Below are 19,066 nucleotides of genomic sequence, written 5' to 3' on the forward strand. Positions count from 1 at the left end.
TCATGTTGGATTTCTTTACACAAGTAAATCTTCAACCTATTACTATCCACATGAAGAAGATAAGGTAGTAACCTTAGGTGGTAGTGATATTCAAACGGAAGACGGTCATGAGTCGGTGTTATATATTGCAAATAAAGACCCAGAAGTAACGGAATTCGCAGTGCTAGATTCGGATGGAAATTATGTAAGCAGGCAACCGGCTAAATCAGAAGAGCCTATCATTGTTCAATATAAATATCCCAATGGGGAGAATGTATTAAACTATAAAATTTTAGCTTTGAATAAAGATCTAGATGCTGTTTACTACTATGGTTATCCAACAAATTCTAATAATATAAGCATTAATGATTATAGATGGTATGTAATGAAAAACGAGAAATTAGATAGTAAATTTGCAGCAAAAATTAAATCTGGTAACTTAGTCACTAACTATAAAATTGATACAGTTCTTAAAGATATAGATGCCTTAGGACTTAATACCTTAAATATTCCTGTTGTTATAGCTATAAGCGACCTTTCATCAAGTGATATGTCAATTGATAAAAATAGCGAAGAACAGGCCATAAAACTTATTAAGAAATTACAAGGTAAAAATATAAATATAATACTTGAGCCATATCCATGGATATCTAATGGTAGTAAAACTGAGACAGAGTGGAATCCTAAGGATATAGATGCTTTCTTTAACAATTGGAAAACCAAAGTACTAAAGCCTCTAATTGACGATATTGCAGTGCCTTACCATGTTGAGTGCTTTAATATAGGTTCGAGCTTCACCAAAATTGAAAATTATGAAGATCAGTTCTGTGAAATGATAGATTTTGTAAAGAGCCAGTACAAAGGCTTAGTTACTTATAGAACAAGCTGGTGGATAACGACTAATTGGAATGATCCTTCAACAAAAAAGATCGAAGATAACTTAAAAACAGCCTATAACAAGAAACTTAATAATAAGTTGTTTTCAAAGCTAGACTTCATTTCTATTGCTTCTTACTTTGAACTTACTGAAAATGATAAAAATACTGTGGACAACCTAGTTAGTGCTCTCCAAAGTACTCAAAGATACAATAGAAAACAAAATGTAAAGCAAGAGATTAAAAACTTTAATACCAAGTGGAATAAACCAATATTCTTTGGTGAATTAGGCTTCCCACCAAAAGATAAGGCATCAATTGAGCCATGGAATCCATATCTAACCTACAAATGGAATGATAAAGAACAAGCTAATTGTTTTCAGGCCTACAAAACTGTATTTGAAAACGAGCCATGGAATTTAGGTTTTTCAATTTTTGCAATTGGAAGTAAGGAATCTGATAATAACTACTATCCAAGTGATGATACTATGGAAATCATAAAAGGATGGTATTCGAAATAGGAAAAGACTATGGTCAAAGTGACGAGGATGGCGTTCTGCAAATTATAATTTGAAAGGTTAATACAGGGTGACAAAAATGTATGATAGCAGTGAACTTATTTTAAACTTAGATAAGCTACATACAACTGATTTAGGAGTTGTTAGAATTAAGAGAAATCTTTCCTTAGACGTGGATGATGTTGTTATATGGTGTAGAAATAAAATTCAAAATCCAGATGCTTTGATAATCAGAAGGGGCAAAAACTGGTATGTAGATATAGATGATTGTGAAATAACGGTAAATGCTTATAGTTATACAATTATTACGGCACATAAGATAAAGAAGTAAATTATATTTCAATTCAAAAATAATTAAACTTCAATTTAAGGTTGAGTAATGTAAATGGTAATTTGAAAGGATGGTGTATATGGCAAGAGAAATTTGGGATGCTTATGATAAAGAGGGTAATAAATTAGGATTTGACCAATTTAGAGATGAACCTATTGCCGAAGGTGTTTATCATATTGTTGTTGAAATCTATGCTGTAACAGAAAATAATGAGGTGTTAATAACTCAAAGACATAAAAATAAGCCATGGGCGTTAAAATGGGAAGTAACTAGTGGCTCAATATTGAAAGGTGAAACACCAGAGCAAGGGGCTATCAGAGAACTAAAGGAAGAAACAGGAATAGAAGTAAGAGATTCCGACTTGAATTTTGTATATTCTTATATTTATAAGAATGTTCCTTCAATTTATAAATGTTTTGTAGTATTCATAAATAAAGAAAAAACAAAAATTCAATTACAAGAAGAAGAAACTATTGATTATCGTTATCTACCATATAATGAGTTTAAACAATTCATTAAAACAGATGAATATGTCGATTGGGTAAGAGAACGTTTTTGTGTTCACGAAAAGATATTTGATACCATTATTCATCAACGATGAATTCCAATTTGTGAAGCACTTGAGATATGGAAATAATTAATATCATAGGAAGGAGTACATTATATGGACAGGGATGAAATACTAAAAACCAACAAAACATATTGGGACTCAAATGCAGATTTATGGTTTGGCACTACAGCACTTCCTGAATACGGAGTTAAATTTGTGACAGAAGATGACTTACATTTGTTTGGAGATATTTCGGGTAAAAAGCTATTGGAAATATGTTGTGGCAGTGGTCACTCTTTAAAATATCACGCAGATAGAAATGCAGCTGAATTGTGGGGAGTAGATATATCCCACAAACAATTAGAAAATGCTGATGCTTATTTAAAAGAGCATGGATATACAGCAAAATTTATTTGTTCACCTATGGAAGCGGATATGGACATACCTACAAGTTATTTTGATTTCGTTTATTCCATATACGGAATAGGTTGGACAACAGATCTACAAGGTGTATTCAATAAGATAGCATCATATCTGAAAAAAGATGGCATATTTATATTCAGTTGGCATCATACCTTGAATTACTGCGTGGCTTGGTCAACTAGCCAACGCAAAGACATTATAGAAAATGACACCTTGATTTTTAACAAAAGCTATTTTGATGAATCATACTTTACCATGCCAGTTGATGGAAGTGAAATAATATTATGTAATCGAAAAATATCAACATATATCAACGCTTTAGCAAAAGCAGGATTTGTTGTTGAACAAATGGTTGAGCAATCTGATAAAGAATCGATAGAGGCAGTTGGAGAGGTTAGCGACAAAACCAAAAAAGCCAAGATGCTGCCGATTTCTTTTTGCATTAAGGCGAGAAAATTGTAATATGAATTTCATACATTTATCTTTTTGTTTATGCCTTGCAAAATGGTGCAGATCTTGACTATGGAAATGGCAGGTCAAAACAGTTTGATGAAAGGTGTCCGGATGGTGGAAGGGTATCTATTCATGGTGAATATATAGAAAAATAAACTGAAAGTAAGGGGTTATATCTGAAGACAAATATTAATTTGTACGGAGGAATATTATGGTATGTATTATTAGTGATAGAAAACAGAAAGAGCAAATAGCAAGAGAGATATTATTTAACCTGCCAGATTGGTTTGGAATCCCTGTCAGATTTATGTGATGTCTCTTTAGTAAATAGTAATTTATTAGTGATTTGAGTGGTTTGTTTAACAAATGCGAACTGAAGGTTATTATATAAGGGGTGAGTTAAGATATGGAAAAACATATTGAAAAAATTCAAAAGTATTTACATAATGGAAGTACTGAAGTTATGGATAATCGCATTGAAAAACTTCGAAAGCATATTGATGAAATTCTGATAAATATGAAAGACGCTCAAGAAAGAAGATGTGGTTACCTCCATCTATATGGAGTTTCGCAGGCATGTGCAATGATTGCTCTCAAAAGAAATCAAGATGTTGAGTTGGCAACCATGGTTGGTATGTTACATGATTTACATTCATATAAGGCTATGAATACTAAAAATCATGCTGAACACGGAGCAGTTTTGGCACGTCAAATTCTTGAGGAGTTGTCATTGACAACTGATAAAGAAACAGATTTGATATGCTCAGCTATTCGCAACCACAGTTCAAAGGAGACTACTCATTCTGCATTTGATGAAGTATTAAAAGATGCAGATGTTTTGCAACATTGTTTATATAATCCTCTTTTTCCTGTGATGGAACATGAAGAATATAGGTTTCAGAATTTACTAACTGAATTTGGTATTTTGCGAACATTATAAGCATAATGTGGAGTTCAACAAACTCCAATTTATCAAATAACAGTTGATGAAATCATTGAGAATTTTCAGTTGACAGAAATTTGATGCTATACTTATAGTAGAAAGTTTGAGTAATATAGTGTAGTTATTAAAGTAGTATTTTTAGTAATATAGATTACATTTCTATATATAAAAATAACTATATATGTAGAAATAAGATGAAAAAGTGTAGTTAATATAATTTTTTTATAGTTAGGGGTGGAAGTGATTCGATGTACTGGGATAAATTAAAAATTGTATTCTTATCAGAATTGGTCAGTAGCAATGATGGATCAACAAATTGTCAAATAGCGAATTATATTTTAAGCCATATAGAAGAAGTTAAGCAATGTACCATCAGTGAACTATCAAATAAGTGTCATGTGGCCAATAGTTCCATTAGCAGATTTTGCAAAGAAATGGGATTGAGTGATTTTACGGAGCTTAAAGATTTAATTAACACAACATCCTTTCATTTTGATTTGTACTCGAATCATCAAAGTATCAATACACGTTCGTTGGACTTTGTTACAAGAGTAAAAGAGAGTTTGGATTTGGTTTCCGAATCCCTTAATTATGAGGTCCTTAATCAACTAGCAAAAGATATAGATTATTACGAAAAAATAGGAATCTTTGGTCTATTAAAAGCTGAAACAGCAGCGATGAATTTACAAAGTGACTTATTAGTACTTGGAAAGGCAGCCTTGACCAAGGTATCTTTTAAGCAGCAGCTTGAGTATATAAAAAATGCAAATGATAAAGATTTGATTATTATTTTCAGCTATACCGGTATTTATTTTGAGCATACTTTCCCGCGCAGAATACCAAAGCAGCAAACTAAGCCAAAGGTTTATTTTATTACAAGTGATTATAATTCAATGTCAAATAAATATTTTGATGAAGTGATTCGTTTTAAATCCTTGCAAGATTATGCATCCCATCCATTTCAACTTCAGTTAGTGAGTAGTTTAATTGCTCAAAATTATGCACATTATTTAACAAAAAAAAAGTTTTAAAAGGCAACCAGCAGATTACCGATATCAGCTGGTTGTTTTTTTATTTAAATCAATAAAAATTGAATTTCCTAAATTGGGAAATCTATAGGGTGGAGAAACTGAAGTAAGTATAATCAAGGTATAAACAAAACAAATAAAAGAAAGGAAGATCAAAATGAAAAAAATTGCAGTATTTTTAGCTGAAGGATTTGAAGAAGGAGAATCTCTATTTGTAGTTGATATTTTAAGAAGAGCAGGTTTTCAATGTGATTCTGTAAGCATTGTTGGAGAAATGGTAAAAGGGTCTCATGATATAGTTGTAAAAGCTGATAAAATCATCAGTGATGAAATTAAAGAGTATGACATGATAGTTTTACCTGGTGGAATGCCTGGTGCAGCAAATTTAAGAGATGATGAAAGGGTAATCGAACTGGTTAGATATTTTGACAAAGCTCCGGAAAAATTTGTTGCAGCTATATGTGCGGCACCAATGGTTCTTGAAAGAGCAGGAATTATTAAGGGACGAACTATTACCTCATATGTAGGAGAAAAATATACTACTCTTTTAAAAGAAGCAAATTATGTAGAAGATATTGTTGCAATAGATGATCATTTAATCACCAGCAGAGGACCTGCCACCACATTACCTTTTGCTTATGCATTAGTAGATGCATTAGGGGGAGACAGTAACGTTTTAAAACAAGGTATGCTTTACAACATGGTAAGAGAGCGCGGTTTTTAATGGATAAGATGATGGGGGAAAATGGCTTAATTAAGAGAGTTTTGATGCTGGTTTTTGGAATACTAATTTCCTCCTTTGGTATGGCGCTGCTCATAAAAGCTAGCTTAGGACAAAGTACAGTATCTGGAATCAGTTATAATATCTCATTAATTACAAAAATGAAAACTGGTACAGTTGTGGGGATTATTAACTACATATGCTTTGTTGGACAGATTATTTTATTAAAGAAGGAATTTAAACCTATACAAGCAGTACAGTTAGTTGCTACAACATTTTTCAGCAGTGTCTTAAATATTTATTTATACAACATACCTTTTATTGCGAATATCACTATTGGCAATTATGGATTAAAAGTTGTTGTATTGTTGTCTGGTATAGTGTGCATGGCTTATGGAGTAAGCTTAATGATGGTAGCAAATTTGACCTTTTTACCTTTTGAAGGCTTTTGTAAGGCAATTTCAACAAAATTAAATAAACCCTTTGGAACAGTAAGGGTCTATGTAGATGTAGCTTTTGTAATTATTTCACTTTGTATAATATCTATATATAAAATACCTAATATCTCTGTTCGTGAAGGAACAATTGTTTATACGTTTTTATTTGGAAACTTAACAAATATTTTTATGAAATCAATGAAAAAGAAAGTAGTGGAGGGATAATAATGGTTACTTGTTATATGAAATTTGCAATTGACCCATACAAGCTAAATGAGTTTGAAATTTATGCTAAAAGATGGATGTCCATCATCAAGCGTATGGGAGGAGAACATCATGGATTTTTCATGCCATATGAAGGCGGCAGCAATAATATAGCATATTCATTATTTACTTTTCCAAGTTTAGGTATATATGAAGAATATCGTAACAAACTTCGTACAGATGAGGAAAGTCAGGCAAATCTAGCATATGCAAGGGAAACAAGATGTCTTATCAGTTATGAAAGAAGCTTCATGCGTCCGGTTTTTGAATAGAAAAGGGAAGAATGATATGTTGATTTTACCTGGAGGGTTACCTGGAGCTGCAAATCTAGCCGCAGATGAAAGAGTAATAGATTTAGTAAAATATTTTAATAAACAAAATAAATTTATTGTAGCAATCTGTGCCGCCCCTACAGTTTTAGCAAAAGCAGGCATTATTGATGGCAGGATTATTACAGCTTATTCTGGATACGAGACAAAATTATTGGGCTGCCATTTTGTAGAAAACAATGTTGTGATAGACAATAATATTATTACCAGCAGGGGGCTTGCAACCCCATATCCCTTTGCCTATAAAATTGCTGAAATATTAAGAAAAGATACCACAGAGTTAAGAGAACGGATGCTTATAATTTGGCTAGAGGAAAATAAAGGTACTAATGAGAGGATGAGTGAAAATGAGTCTAATTAATTCCATGCAAAGTGTATTATGCATTCTGTTAATGATATCAGTAGGTTACTTTTTTAGCCGCATAGGGTGGTTTAATGATGGAACAGCAAAGCTCTTTTCTAAAATTGTAGTCAATATAGCAGTACCTGGCTATATGATTTCAAATTTAATGGCCACCTATGATAGGTCAAAACTTATTTGTTTAGCCGGGGGAGTATTAATACCTTACACTCAATGATTATATGCTATGTATTAGGTACATTAATAGCCAAAGCTATTAAACTTCCTTCAAACAGAAGAGGAATATTTGCAGCTACCATATCAATTTCCAATACTCTTTTTGTTGGGTTGCCTGTTAATGTGGCACTTTTTGGAGACAGTAGTATTCCCTTTGTATTCATTTACTTTATAGCTAATATGAGCTTGTTCTGGACTATAGGAGCTTATGGAATAAGCAGAGATGGTGGAAGAAAAGGTAATATTTTTTCAAAAGAAAACCTTAAAAAGATGGTTTCTCCGCCTTTATGTACATTTATTATTGCTGTTATATTGATTTTTCTTGAAGCCAACTTACCAAAATTTCTTATGGATACCTTTAAGTATATGGGGAATATGCTGACGCCGTTATCAATGTTGTATATTGGTATCACTATATACAATATTGATTTTAAGGAAATGAAATGGGACAAGTCAATGTCACTTATAGTGATTGGACGATTTGTAATTTCTCCGCTGCTGGTATTTTTTTTATGCTCTTCTGTAGTAATGCCAGTGTTAATGAAAAAAGTATTTATCATTCAATCTGCAATGCCGGCCATGTCTGTAACCTCAGTACTTGCTGAAGCTGGCGGAGGAGACCATAAATATGCTGCTATAGTTACAACAATGACCACCATTGCCACCCTACTTTTTTTACCTATATATATAATATTGTTGAGTAAAGTTTAATTGGAAATTAAAATGAAATCCTCCTAAGTGGCTACTTTTGAAATCGGGAGGTTTTATTATTTAAGGTTTATGTTTTTATTTTCTAATTTTTTATTTATAATTATAGATGTACCACTTCGTAATAAAACTTATTATTTTTAAATTCTCTCACCAAAACCCGTGAGAGTTTTAAAAATAGGTTTCGATTCGAACTGGTACATCTTTATAAGTAAAAGGAAGAGTTACAAGTTTTCTGAAAATATGAGAGTAGTATCAATAAGTAAATTTGACAATTGATTACGTTAAAAAGAATCTATATATATTTAAGACACAATGTTCTTTTATGATGAATTGGCAACAAAGTAATTAACGGATTATGCACAGTTGCAATAAATCATAGATCACATAGATTATATGTAGTCTATGTATAAAATGAATAAAAATTCAGTGTATAGGAATGTACACTAGATACTTTGAGGAGGTATAATTTTATGGAAAAGTATACAAGAGAAGAACTGGAAGAGGCATTACAAGTTGTAGTTTCAACTATTAGTAACTGTGAAAAGATGCAGCCCAAATTTGCAGAAGGAACCTCACAGCACACACTACTCAAGAATAGAATAAAAGCACTTTATATATCAAAAGCATTGGTAACAGATGAAGATATAACTGACAAATATACAAAAGAAGAATTGCTAAAAGCACAACCCCCAGTAGCTTCAGTTATCAGCAAATGTGAAAAAGCACAGTTAAAGGCTAAAGAGGGTACCGCTCAGCACACTCGCCTTAAAAAGATAATAAAAGCAATGTATATTTCGAAAGAATTATTAGCTGATGAAATTAGTAGAAGAGGATAATTCGCATTGTGTTTCGTTGACGTGCTGGTTATTTTTTGTTAGCATTATATCACCAAAACAGAAGAGTTAATATTAAAATGCGGTGCAAAAATGTAACAATATATCCAAGTAAGGATTCATATAAAAGGTGAATATATGACAAATGTTATGAATGAAGAATTAATTTATGAAATACTTTCAGTTGTTGAAGAAATCCCGGAAGGGAAAGTAGCTACATATGGACAAATTGCCAGACTTATTGGTAGAGACAAAAATGCGCGACTTGTTGGAAAGGTCCTTAGCCATGCAGAACTTTATGGTGGATACCCATGTCATCGTGTAGTAAATCATGCTGGAAGACTAGCACCAGGGTGGCAGGAACAACGATTTCTGCTATTAGAAGAAGGTGTATCCTTTAAAGATGAGAATCATGTTGATATGAAGAAAAATCAATGGGACTGTTAGGACTGTTATTATATTTCTTATTCATTAATTTATCTCCAGATAATCTTTAGCAAGCTATACTTAGCTTGCTTTTTTTTATTTTAATACGATTTACAATGGTGCCTACGCTTAAATGTTTTAAAATATAGTATTATTATTTTTTTCTTGTAACAAAATAATAATACTAATAAATATGTAATCGCTTTCTTAACATTTTGATAGAAATATATTAAGAATAATTAATAACAGTTAACATAATGTACAAGGAAAATAGTGGTAAAATGTGTTATTATGAATTTTGGAAGTATATTCCAAATATAATAGAGTAGGATGTCCACTAATTGGATATTCAGAAACTAGGAAAAGTAGGGGGAGAAAATGTTAAATTCTATCAGGAAAGTTAAGGGATTTATTACTCTAGCACTGTCTACAGTGATGACATTTAGTATGATTGGTCCGATAAATGTCATGGCAGACACCACTAACAAAAGTGAAAAAGCTATAAGTACAAATGCAAATAGTCAGCTTTTAGCAGTAGGTAACGATAAACTAACACTACAAATTCTTGCCACATCAGATAGTCATGGAAGATTTTTACCTTATGATTATGCGATAAATGCAGCGGATACTACAGGTAGTTTAGCTCAAGTTTACACTGCAGTGAAGGAGCTTAGAAGCAAAAATCCTAACAATACTATTCTTATAGACAATGGAGACACAATACAGGACAATTCAGAAAGCTTATTTGTAAATGGTAAATCCAATCCTATGATAGCCGCTATGAATATTATGGGCTATGATACTTTAACCTATGGAAATCATGAATTTAACTATGGCATTCCAGCATTAAAAAATGTTATGAGTCAGTTCAAAGGAAAAACACTTTGTGGTAATGTTTACAATCAAGATGGTTCAAGACTTGCAGCACCTTATACAATAGTTGAAAGAAGTGGAGTTAAGGTCGGAATAATAGGTATGGTAACTCCAAACATAAAGAGATGGGATTCTGTAAATCTTGAAGGCTACAAGGTTACAAATCCAATAGATGAAACAAAAAAAGCAATAGAAGAGCTTAAAAAGCAAAATGTTGATGTAATAGTTGCTGCAGAGCATATGGGAGAGACAGGAGAATATAATGAGCCAGGATCAGGGGCAATAGATGTTCTTTCTCAGTGTCCTGAAATAGATGCTTTTATAGCTGGACATTATCACTCAAGAATAGCAGGAGATTATTATTACAACAACGCAATATATACTTTAAATAGTAATGGTACAGTTACAGCAACATTACAAGATGGAAGCACAAAGAATTCAAATATGGAAGCTTACACTGAAGCTAAACAAAAAGGAACTGTAATAGTAGAACCTAATAAGTGGGATAAGAGTCTTTCACAGATAAATATTAGTGTTACAAAAAATGATAAAGAAAAGTATGTTATTGAAAATAGAGAAACTGATATAACTACTAAAGTATATGACATGGCTACAAAGACTGCAGTAAATTATCAGCCTGATGCAGAATTAACTGAAGCACTTCAATCTTATCATAAGATAGCAATTGATGATGCTAACACACCAATAGGAACTTTAAAAGGTGGAGATTTAGCTCCAAAGGATGAAATCAAGGGTATTAGCGATTCTAAGCTTAAGCCAACAGCTATGATTGATTTAATAAATAAAGTTCAAATGTATTACGGTGAGAAGATTGCAGGACACAAAATAGATGTATCTGCAGCAGCTATGTTTAAAGATACTCAGAATATAGCAGAAGGACAAATAAAGAAATGTGATACAGCAAATATATATCAGTTTGACAATACTTTATATGTATTAAAGATAACTGGTGAACAGCTTAAAAAGTATATGGAATGGTCAGCAAACTACTATAATACCTTTAAGCCAGGGGATTTAACTGTTTCTTTTAATGCTGCAATACCAGGTTATAACTATGATATGTTCTATGGAGTTAAGTATAAAGTAGATATATCAAAGGAGCCAGGCAGCAGAATAGTTAATTTAACTAAAGCTGATGGTGCTGCAATAGGAGACTCAGAAGTATTGTACATGACTGTAAATAACTATAGAGCAACTACTCAGCTTACAAAACCAGGTATTAAACCAGCTGCTGTTTACTCAGCAAGTGATAGCTTGCCTGTAATCATCGGTCAATCAGAAAAGACAAATGGTCTTGGTGACGGAAGAATAAGAGATCTTATTGGAAGTTATATTCAAAATGTTAAAGGCGGAACAATTACTCCAGAATGTGATAATAACTGGAGCTTAACAGGTTACTATTTTAACACTTATGAAAGAGGCTTAGCGGTTAAATATATAAATAGCGGTGCTATAGCTCTTGCACAATACAATGGTAAAGCAATCACTATGGATGATGTAAATAAGGCTATGAATCCAAATGGTGATAAGGTTATAGATGTAGTTTCCTTCAACGACTTCCATGGAAACTTAGCAGAAGATACAAGTGCTAGTGGAAAGAACCTTGGAATGTCTAAGTTTGTAGCTGCTATAAATGAATATAAAGCTGTAAATCCAAACACAGTAGTTGTTTCAGCAGGAGATAACTATCAAGGAAGCGCTATGTCTAACCTTACTTATGGGGCACCAGTTTCTGAAATGTTTAAACAACTTGGAGTTGTAGCTTCAGCAGTAGGTAACCATGAATTTGATTGGGGTATCGATAAGATAGCTCCTTGGGCTAAAGATGGAAACTTTGATTTCCTAGCTTCAAACATTTATGATAAAAAGACTGGTGAGCCAGTAGCATGGGCAAAACCATATAAAATGGTTACAGTTGATGGAGTAAAGATAGGCTTTGTAGGAATAACAACACAAGAAACTGCATTTAAAACTAAGCCTGAAATCGTAGCAGGACTTGAATTTAGAGATCCAGCTACATCAGCAAAAGTATGGGCTGACAAGTTAAAGAGCGGAAGCCTTCCAGAAGGAAAAGCAGATGTTGTTATTGCTCTTACTCATATAGGAGCTGCACAAGATGCAAAGGGAAATATTACTGGAGAAGTTGTAGACACTGGTTTATGCAATGTTGAAAGCTTAGATGCTGTAATAACATCACATACTCATAATCCAGTAAGCGGCTATGTAAATAATAAGCCAGTAGTTCAAGCTTATTATGCAGGAAGATCCTTAGCTGATCTTTCAATAGTTATAGATAAGAATACAGGAAAGCTAAAGAGTATAACACCAAATCTAGACAGTGTATATAAGAGAAAAGCACAGATAACTCCAGATACCACTGCACAAGCTACTTACAATAAGTATTATACAGAGCTTCAACCAAAGCTTGAAAAGGTAGAAGGCTATACAGATACAGAATTAACCCATGATAGATACGCAGAAGGAACTTCTTTACTTGGTCAATGGGTAACTGATGTTATGAGAAAAGCAGTAGGAGTTCAAATAGGTATAACAAACGGTGGAGGCCTAAGAACTTCTATAGCAGCAGGAAAGATAACAATGGGTAATCTATACGAAGTAATGCCATTTGACAACACTCTAGTTAAGATGAACCTAAAAGGATCAGATCTAAAGAGAGTAATTGAAAATGGTATAATGAACACTAGTGTAGGCTGGGTTCAAGTATCAGGAATAAAAGTATACTACGACAAAGACGCAAAAGCAGGAAGCAGAATAACTGCAATGTTCTTAGAAGACGGAACTCCAGTAGACATGAACAAATCCTACTCTGTAGTTACAAATGATTTCATGGCAACAGGCGGAGATCAATACGACTTCACAGGAGCACAAAACGTTTATGACACAGGAATTCCAATAAGAGACAGCCTAGCAAGTGCCCTAGAAGCATTAGGCTCAAAACATTTAGTTGTAACTGATGCAAAGCCACTAGTAGCTGGAATAGCACCTGCAAACAACGGTGGCTCAAATAATGGAAATAACTCTAACGGAAATACAAACACAGGAAGCGGCACAACAGCACCAACATCCGGAACTTCAATATCAAATCTTCCTAAGACAGGATCAACAATAGATTCAAATGTACTTTTAGGAGTTGGCGGAGTTGTAGTAGTACTAGGAGCTGCAATGTTTGTGGTTAGTAAGAGAAAGAAAAGAGAAGATGAAGCAGCTTAAGAATTAAAGAAGAACTGCAGCACATTGATGGGAGATTGATGTGCTGTGTTTTTTTTGTGTGTATAGGTGGATTTTAAAGGTTTAGCGTTATAAATTAATTAAATTTGTAGTGCTTTTTAGAGGATTTAAAAAAGAAGAGTCTTATATCAAAGGCTTTGAAGATTTTTAAGTAAATATTGAAGTGTGCTTTATGTTCCCTCAGACCAAATAAGTTTGAGGGAATTTTGCTTTATGGTATATAAATAATACCCAGAACTAAGGATATTTACATAAAACTTTGGAATTCTACAGATGAGAAATAAAGATTGAATTCTTTATTGCCGTAATTATTTATAAAAGTTTTCAAAAATAGTGGCATCAGGGAGTGTTTGGTAGCTCAGCTGAATGATTCGCTCAATGGAAACACCATTATTATCACAAAACCATTTCTGGTACATTGAAATTAAGCCAGAAATGTAATATTCCATGAGAAAATCAACCTCAGCGGCAGTATACTGATTGGTTCTAAAAAAGTATTTTATCCAAATAGGTTTAAGGTTTTCTACAATCTTGCGTATGAATTCTGTGTCACCGTGTGGGCCTAATAGCACGATGATGTATTTATTTAGACGGGCAAAAGTCCCCAAAATTGCTTGAAGGGCCTGTGACGCATCAAAGTTATTGGCTTGCTCCACAAGGTGTACCACGAATTCGTCCACTTCATCCAAAATTTGATTTTCAAGTTCGTGCAGTATATCATAGACATCCGCATAATATCGGTAAAAAGTACTGCGATCATATCCCGCCAAACTGCAGATATCTTTTACTGTAATTTTATCAATACTATTTTTTTCATATAATAACCAAAAGGCATCTTGAAAATTTCTCTGAGTCATTTCCGTTTGCCCTGTTTTTTTCTTCATGGTGAAGCTCCTATTCTTACTTTTTTACCCATTTTAACACAAGAAGTATAGCAAGACAACATTGTGTTAGATGAATCCAACACATAGCTATCCAGTGTTGCTTGATTGGATGTAGATTATTTTTTATAATAAACCTATCAGGGGGGATATTTGATGGCATTTATTTCATTTGAAAATGTGTATAAAGAATACGGAACAGATGACAGTCTTGTACGGGCTCTAGATGATGCGAATTTTTCTGTGGAGCAGGGAGAATTGGCAGTAATACTTGGTTCATCTGGTGCAGGTAAAACTACAGCACTAAATATTCTGGGGGGCATGGATACTGTAACACGGGGCAGGGTTATATTTGATGGCAAGGATATAGCCAACTGGAATGAAGAACAGCTATGTAATTATCGCCGCACTGATGTTGGGTTTGTGTTCCAGTTTTATAATCTAGTACCTAATCTGACGGCACTTGAAAATGTAGAGTTAGCAGCGCAGATTTGTACAGACAGCTTAGACGCCGCCGAAACTCTTCAAAAAGTTGGTCTTGAAAATCGAATAGGAAATTTCCCGGCTCAGCTTTCAGGTGGAGAACAGCAGAGAGTTTCAATAGCTCGTGCACTGGCAAAAAGGCCAAAACTGTTGCTTTGTGATGAGCCAACAGGTGCGCTGGACTATGTGACTGGTAAGCAGATTTTACAGCTTTTGCAGGATACCTGCCGCAGAGATGGGATAACTGTTATTATAATCACTCACAACAGCGCAATTGCTCCAATGGCAGATAAGGTAATTAGGTTCAAGAGTGGTAAAATTGTTGATATGAAAGTCAATGCTGAACCTATGAATATTGCAGAGATTGAGTGGTGAGGCAGTGAAGAAAAGTGCATTTTATAAGGATATTAGAAGAACTTTAAAAAAGAATTTGTCCAGATTCATTGCAATCACTGTGATGGCGGCACTTGGCATCGGCGTATTTTCCGGATTTCCAGTGGGGTGTCTGGATGCCCTAAAATCTGCTGATAATTTCTTTCATAAACAAAACACTTATGACATTAAAATTGTATCTACCCTTGGATTAACTAGGGATGATGTTTTAGCCATATCCAAAGTGGAGGGTGTGAGTTCAGTATTTGGCAGTCCTAGTATGGATGTGAAGGTTCAGCAAAGCAGTGGAAGCTTACTGTTGGCAAATCTAAGTACCTTGGATACAAAAGGCATGAACAAACCTTATGAAATTGAAGGTGCGCTGCCAACTAAATCAGGGCAAATTGCTGTGAACTCTAAATTTATGGAGGATACCGGCTTGAAGCTCGGAGACAGTATTACCCTTACAGAAGATGATACAGATAAGACTGCGGTAAAGGATTCAGGGGCAGGTGGCAGTGAGAAGGATGACAAAGCTGATTTGGGAATTAATATAGAAAGTGATTCTTCAGCTCCGTCACTAGAAGTGAAAAATTACAAAATTACTGCAATTATTCTAAGCCCTTTGGACATTTCCAACACTAAAAAAGGCATTTCATCTGTGTCCTTCTCCTCAAGCAGCAGTAATTACATGATGTATGCTACGGCAGACTGCATTAAAAGTGATATTTATAGTTCTATTTATGTTACTTTAGATGGTGCTTCAAAGCTAGATGGATATTCTAAGGAATACGAAACACTGGTAGACAATATGACCTCAAAAATCAAATCTACTATTCAGGGAAAACGACAGCAGGCTAGATACGATGAAGTTGTGGGTAATGCTAATGCTAAATTTATCAAAGCTGAAGGGCTGCTTAGGGACAAAATGACAGTGGCAGAGCAAAAGCTATCTGATGCTCAGAAAAAGATTGATGAGGGCTTGATGGAGGTTAATTATGGCCAGGCGGAGCTTAAAGCCAACGAGTCAAAACTTTTACAGGGCGAACAGACACTCTCAGCTGCAGAAAAATCTGCAAATGAAAAGTTCAACTCTTCCCAAAAAGACATTGATAAGGGATGGACAGAATTGAAGGCCGGTGAACAAAAGTTAAGCAGTGAGGAAAAAGCTGCATTGGAACAGTTTTCAATCAATGAACAGAAGCTTGAGGAAAGTAGAAACACACTTAATAAACAAAAGGCTGATGCAGATGCACAGTTAAAGGGAGTCGTTTCTGTACTGCCAAAAGACGCGCAGGAGATCTGGAACAGTGTAGAAGTTAAAAAAGTATGGGCAGATATGGTTGCAGATGGTGTTAAGGCAGCTCCATATTTATTAGCAGCTAAACAGGTGGACACACCAACAAAGGATCAAACCGATGCCTATAATACTGCAATGGCAGGGCTTAAAGCTGATACTCAAGCTTTTGCCTCAGATTTTATTATGGGAGGAGCTTCACTTACAGAGGAGCAAATCTCTGGTTTTTCAAGTCTTGCTGTTGCTCAGGGTACCTTGAATTACAGCCAAACTTTGCTTAATGAAAATTCATCGGTACTGGCAACTCAAAAGGCTGCTGCATTGAAGCAGATTTCTGATGCCCGTCAGAAAATTGAGGATAGTAAAGCACAGCTTACAAGCGGACAGCAGAAACTAAATGACAGCAAGGCTGAGGCTAAGATACAATTTGCTGAAAAGTATGCAGAAATGAATGAGGGCAAGCAAAAGCTTGTGGACGCTAAAAGAAAACTTAATGAGGCTAAGTCTAAACTTGTTGATGGTCAGGACGAGCTTAATAAAAACAAGTTTGACTACCAGAATTCTATTTCAGATGCTAGACAGAAGCTTTCGGATGCCAAGAACAAGGTTGCAGACAAATGGTATGTCTGGGATCGGAGCTTTAACGAAAGTATTGCAGGACTTAAAAATGATATAAGCTTCATTCAGGCAGTCACCAAGGCCTTTCCAGTTATTTTCTTTCTCGTGTCTGTACTAATTAGCCTTACCACCATGACTCGCATGGTGGAGGAGGACCGTGGATTAATCGGTACGTATAAATCTCTAGGTTATTCCAATTTCCAGATTAGCATAAAATATATTCTGTATGCAGTGCTAGCCTGCATAATTGGAGGTATCTTGGGAAGCATCATTGGATTTGTTGCACTTCCTAAAGTAATTGAAGTTGTCACCAGTACTCTGTATGCATTACCAAAGTTTCAGCTGTTCTTTAATCCTTATTATGGTATTGGGGGCTTTGGGATGTTCCTATTGGGTATTGCAGGTGCAACAGCTATCTCCTGTGCTGAGATGCTGCACCATCGTCCTGCTGAGCTGATGCGTCCAAAAGCACCTAAAACAGGAAGTCGTATTTTACTGGAACGCATTCCATTCATTTGGAAACGACTAAATTTCCTGAATAAAGTAACCTGCCGTAACCTGTTCAGATATAAGAAGCGTGCTATCATGACCATTGTAGGTATCTTAGGCTGCACTATGCTTATCGTGCTAGGCTTTGGTGTGAGGGATAGCGTAGTTAGTCTGACAACTGACCAGTTCAATAAGGTAACTGTGTATGATGCTATTGTAATGACAGATAATTTGAATACAGCTAAAATGAACACACTTGCCAATGAGTGGAAGGCATCTGGAAAGGTGAAGGATACACTGCAACTTCAGATTAAATCCTTGACACTGCGAAACAAGAGGGATAGTTTGGATATTACCGTTATGGTGATTCCAGAGGGTTCGGATTTGGGACACTTTGTTAATTTAAATGATTCTAAAACTCATAAAGCAATGACATTGCCGAAAAATGGTATTGTGGTTACTCAAAATGCTGCGAAAAAGCTTGCTTTAACTAGTGGAGACACCGTTTCTATGCAAAATGAGAATAATTTGGAGCGTGATTTTCAGGTATCTTACGTAGCTACAAATTATACAGGTAATTACGTGTATGTCAGTGAAAGTTCTTACCAGGCAGCATTTGGCGACTATAACGGAACCTCTTTCCTGTTGAACCTAACAAACAAGAAAGAGGGGCAGAAGTGGCTGGATGCTTTAAGTGATGATGAGAGAATCCTCAAAGTCAACAGCAGTCAATCAATGATTGATGCCTTTAGTGAAGTAAATAATGTTATTAACATGGTTGTTTATCTCTTAATAGGAATGTCAGCAGTATTGGCTTTGACAGTTTTGTTTACCCTGTCTAATATCAATATAAGCGAGCGTGAGAGGGAGCTTGCAACCATCAAAGTGCTTGGCTTTCAGCGTGAAGAGGTATATTCCTACGTAAACAGGGAGACTTTTATTCTTACACTATTAGGTATAATTTGCGGCCTGCCAGCAGGGTTTGGGATCACCTATGGTATTTTGAGTAATGTAAGCATTGCGAATATCGCTTTTAAGGTTCGTGTTTCCATAATCTCTTATATTATTGCGGCGGTTATTACGCTGATTTTTGCCTTATTGGTAAACAAAGTCACAAATAAGGGATTGCGAAAAATTAACATGGTGGAAGCATTAAAGAGCGTGGAGTAAAAAATAGATTCCATTATAATTTTTAGATGTTTAAAGAGGTTTAAGTAAATATTGAAGTGTGTTTTATGTTCCCTCAGACTGATAGTTTGAGGGAATAGTTATTTCTTATTACCAATTTAATAAATCAATGGACTTAAAGGCCGTTGATTCATTAGAATTATGTAGAAAATAAACACAAGAATAAGTGGAAAAATCTCATTTGAGGTAGTCACGGA

The 19,066-nt window shown here is 34.6% G+C and carries 18 protein-coding genes; 17 read left to right on the forward strand and 1 reads right to left on the reverse strand.

The features are described 5' to 3' along the window. Nucleotides 1-268: 268 nt before the first annotated feature. From OCU55_RS06210 to OCU55_RS06280, 15 genes are all read left to right on the forward strand, one after another. A complete protein-coding gene (locus tag OCU55_RS06210; RefSeq protein ID WP_427847037.1) occupies nt 269-1,375 on the forward strand; it encodes a glycoside hydrolase family 113 in 1,107 nt (368 codons plus the stop codon). 76 nt (nt 1,376-1,451) lie between these two features. Further along, nucleotides 1,452-1,703, forward strand: a complete 252-nt coding sequence (locus tag OCU55_RS06215; protein WP_261851437.1) for a DUF3781 domain-containing protein — start codon at nt 1,452-1,454, stop codon at nt 1,701-1,703. A gap of 79 nt (nt 1,704-1,782) precedes the next feature. Continuing rightward, the gene (locus OCU55_RS06220; RefSeq protein WP_261851438.1) at nt 1,783-2,304 is read left to right on the forward strand and encodes an NUDIX hydrolase; all 522 of its coding nucleotides are present in this window, start codon (nt 1,783-1,785) and stop codon (nt 2,302-2,304) included. Between the two features lie 63 nt (nt 2,305-2,367). After that, entirely contained in the window at nt 2,368-3,138 is a 771-nt protein-coding gene (locus OCU55_RS06225) for a class I SAM-dependent methyltransferase (protein WP_261851439.1), read from the forward strand. A gap of 397 nt (nt 3,139-3,535) precedes the next feature. Further along, nucleotides 3,536-4,069: an HD domain-containing protein gene (locus OCU55_RS06230; protein ID WP_261851440.1), complete on the forward strand. Its 534-nt coding sequence runs from the start codon at nt 3,536-3,538 to the stop codon at nt 4,067-4,069. Between the two features lie 251 nt (nt 4,070-4,320). Beyond that, entirely contained in the window at nt 4,321-5,103 is a 783-nt protein-coding gene (locus OCU55_RS06235; RefSeq protein ID WP_261851441.1) for a MurR/RpiR family transcriptional regulator, read from the forward strand. A 154-nt stretch (nt 5,104-5,257) separates the two neighbouring features. Then, nucleotides 5,258-5,824, forward strand: a complete 567-nt coding sequence (locus OCU55_RS06240) for a DJ-1 family glyoxalase III (protein ID WP_261851442.1) — start codon at nt 5,258-5,260, stop codon at nt 5,822-5,824. Beyond that, complete coding sequence (locus OCU55_RS06245; RefSeq protein WP_261851443.1) at nt 5,824-6,483, forward strand: YczE/YyaS/YitT family protein; 660 nt, start codon at nt 5,824-5,826, stop codon at nt 6,481-6,483. The genes OCU55_RS06240 and OCU55_RS06245 overlap by 1 nt, the downstream gene beginning before the upstream one ends. Nucleotides 6,484-6,485: 2 nt before the next feature. Beyond that, nucleotides 6,486-6,794: an NIPSNAP family protein gene (locus tag OCU55_RS06250; protein ID WP_261851444.1), complete on the forward strand. Its 309-nt coding sequence runs from the start codon at nt 6,486-6,488 to the stop codon at nt 6,792-6,794. Further along, entirely contained in the window at nt 6,787-7,212 is a 426-nt protein-coding gene (locus tag OCU55_RS06255; RefSeq protein WP_261851445.1) for a DJ-1/PfpI family protein, read from the forward strand. Before OCU55_RS06250 ends, OCU55_RS06255 begins: the two co-directional genes overlap by 8 nt. Beyond that, nucleotides 7,199-7,429, forward strand: coding sequence for an AEC family transporter (locus OCU55_RS06260; RefSeq protein ID WP_261851446.1), 231 nt, complete (start codon nt 7,199-7,201; stop codon nt 7,427-7,429). The genes OCU55_RS06255 and OCU55_RS06260 overlap by 14 nt, the downstream gene beginning before the upstream one ends. Then, nucleotides 7,426-8,139 (forward strand): AEC family transporter, encoded by a 714-nt coding sequence (locus tag OCU55_RS06265; protein WP_261851447.1) that lies wholly within the window; start codon nt 7,426-7,428, stop codon nt 8,137-8,139. The genes OCU55_RS06260 and OCU55_RS06265 overlap by 4 nt, the downstream gene beginning before the upstream one ends. A gap of 470 nt (nt 8,140-8,609) precedes the next feature. Next, on the forward strand, nt 8,610-8,975 hold the full coding sequence (locus OCU55_RS06270; protein ID WP_261851448.1) for a hypothetical protein: 366 nt from the start codon (nt 8,610-8,612) through the stop codon (nt 8,973-8,975). Between the two features lie 135 nt (nt 8,976-9,110). Beyond that, a complete protein-coding gene (locus tag OCU55_RS06275) occupies nt 9,111-9,419 on the forward strand; it encodes an MGMT family protein (RefSeq protein WP_261851449.1) in 309 nt (102 codons plus the stop codon). 357 nt (nt 9,420-9,776) lie between these two features. Continuing rightward, nucleotides 9,777-13,523 carry a 5'-nucleotidase C-terminal domain-containing protein gene (locus OCU55_RS06280; RefSeq protein WP_261851450.1) on the forward strand — a complete coding sequence of 1,249 codons (3,747 nt, stop codon included), beginning with the start codon at nt 9,777-9,779 and terminating at the stop codon, nt 13,521-13,523. Between the two features lie 326 nt (nt 13,524-13,849). Here OCU55_RS06280 and OCU55_RS06285 read toward each other — a convergent pair whose 3' ends face one another. After that, nucleotides 13,850-14,425 (reverse strand): TetR/AcrR family transcriptional regulator, encoded by a 576-nt coding sequence (locus OCU55_RS06285; protein ID WP_261851451.1) that lies wholly within the window; start codon nt 14,423-14,425, stop codon nt 13,850-13,852. 150 nt (nt 14,426-14,575) lie between these two features. Between OCU55_RS06285 and OCU55_RS06290 the strand changes: the two genes are divergently transcribed. Both OCU55_RS06290 and OCU55_RS06295 read left to right on the forward strand, forming a co-directional pair. Further along, nucleotides 14,576-15,280, forward strand: coding sequence for an ABC transporter ATP-binding protein (locus OCU55_RS06290; protein WP_427847027.1), 705 nt, complete (start codon nt 14,576-14,578; stop codon nt 15,278-15,280). A gap of 4 nt (nt 15,281-15,284) precedes the next feature. After that, on the forward strand, nt 15,285-18,851 hold the full coding sequence (locus OCU55_RS06295) for an FtsX-like permease family protein (RefSeq protein ID WP_261851453.1): 3,567 nt from the start codon (nt 15,285-15,287) through the stop codon (nt 18,849-18,851). Nucleotides 18,852-19,066 lie beyond the last annotated feature (215 nt).

This window comes from Clostridium folliculivorans (genome assembly GCF_024341905.1).
Classification (GTDB): Bacteria; Bacillota; Clostridia; order Clostridiales; family Clostridiaceae; genus Clostridium_AR; species Clostridium_AR folliculivorans.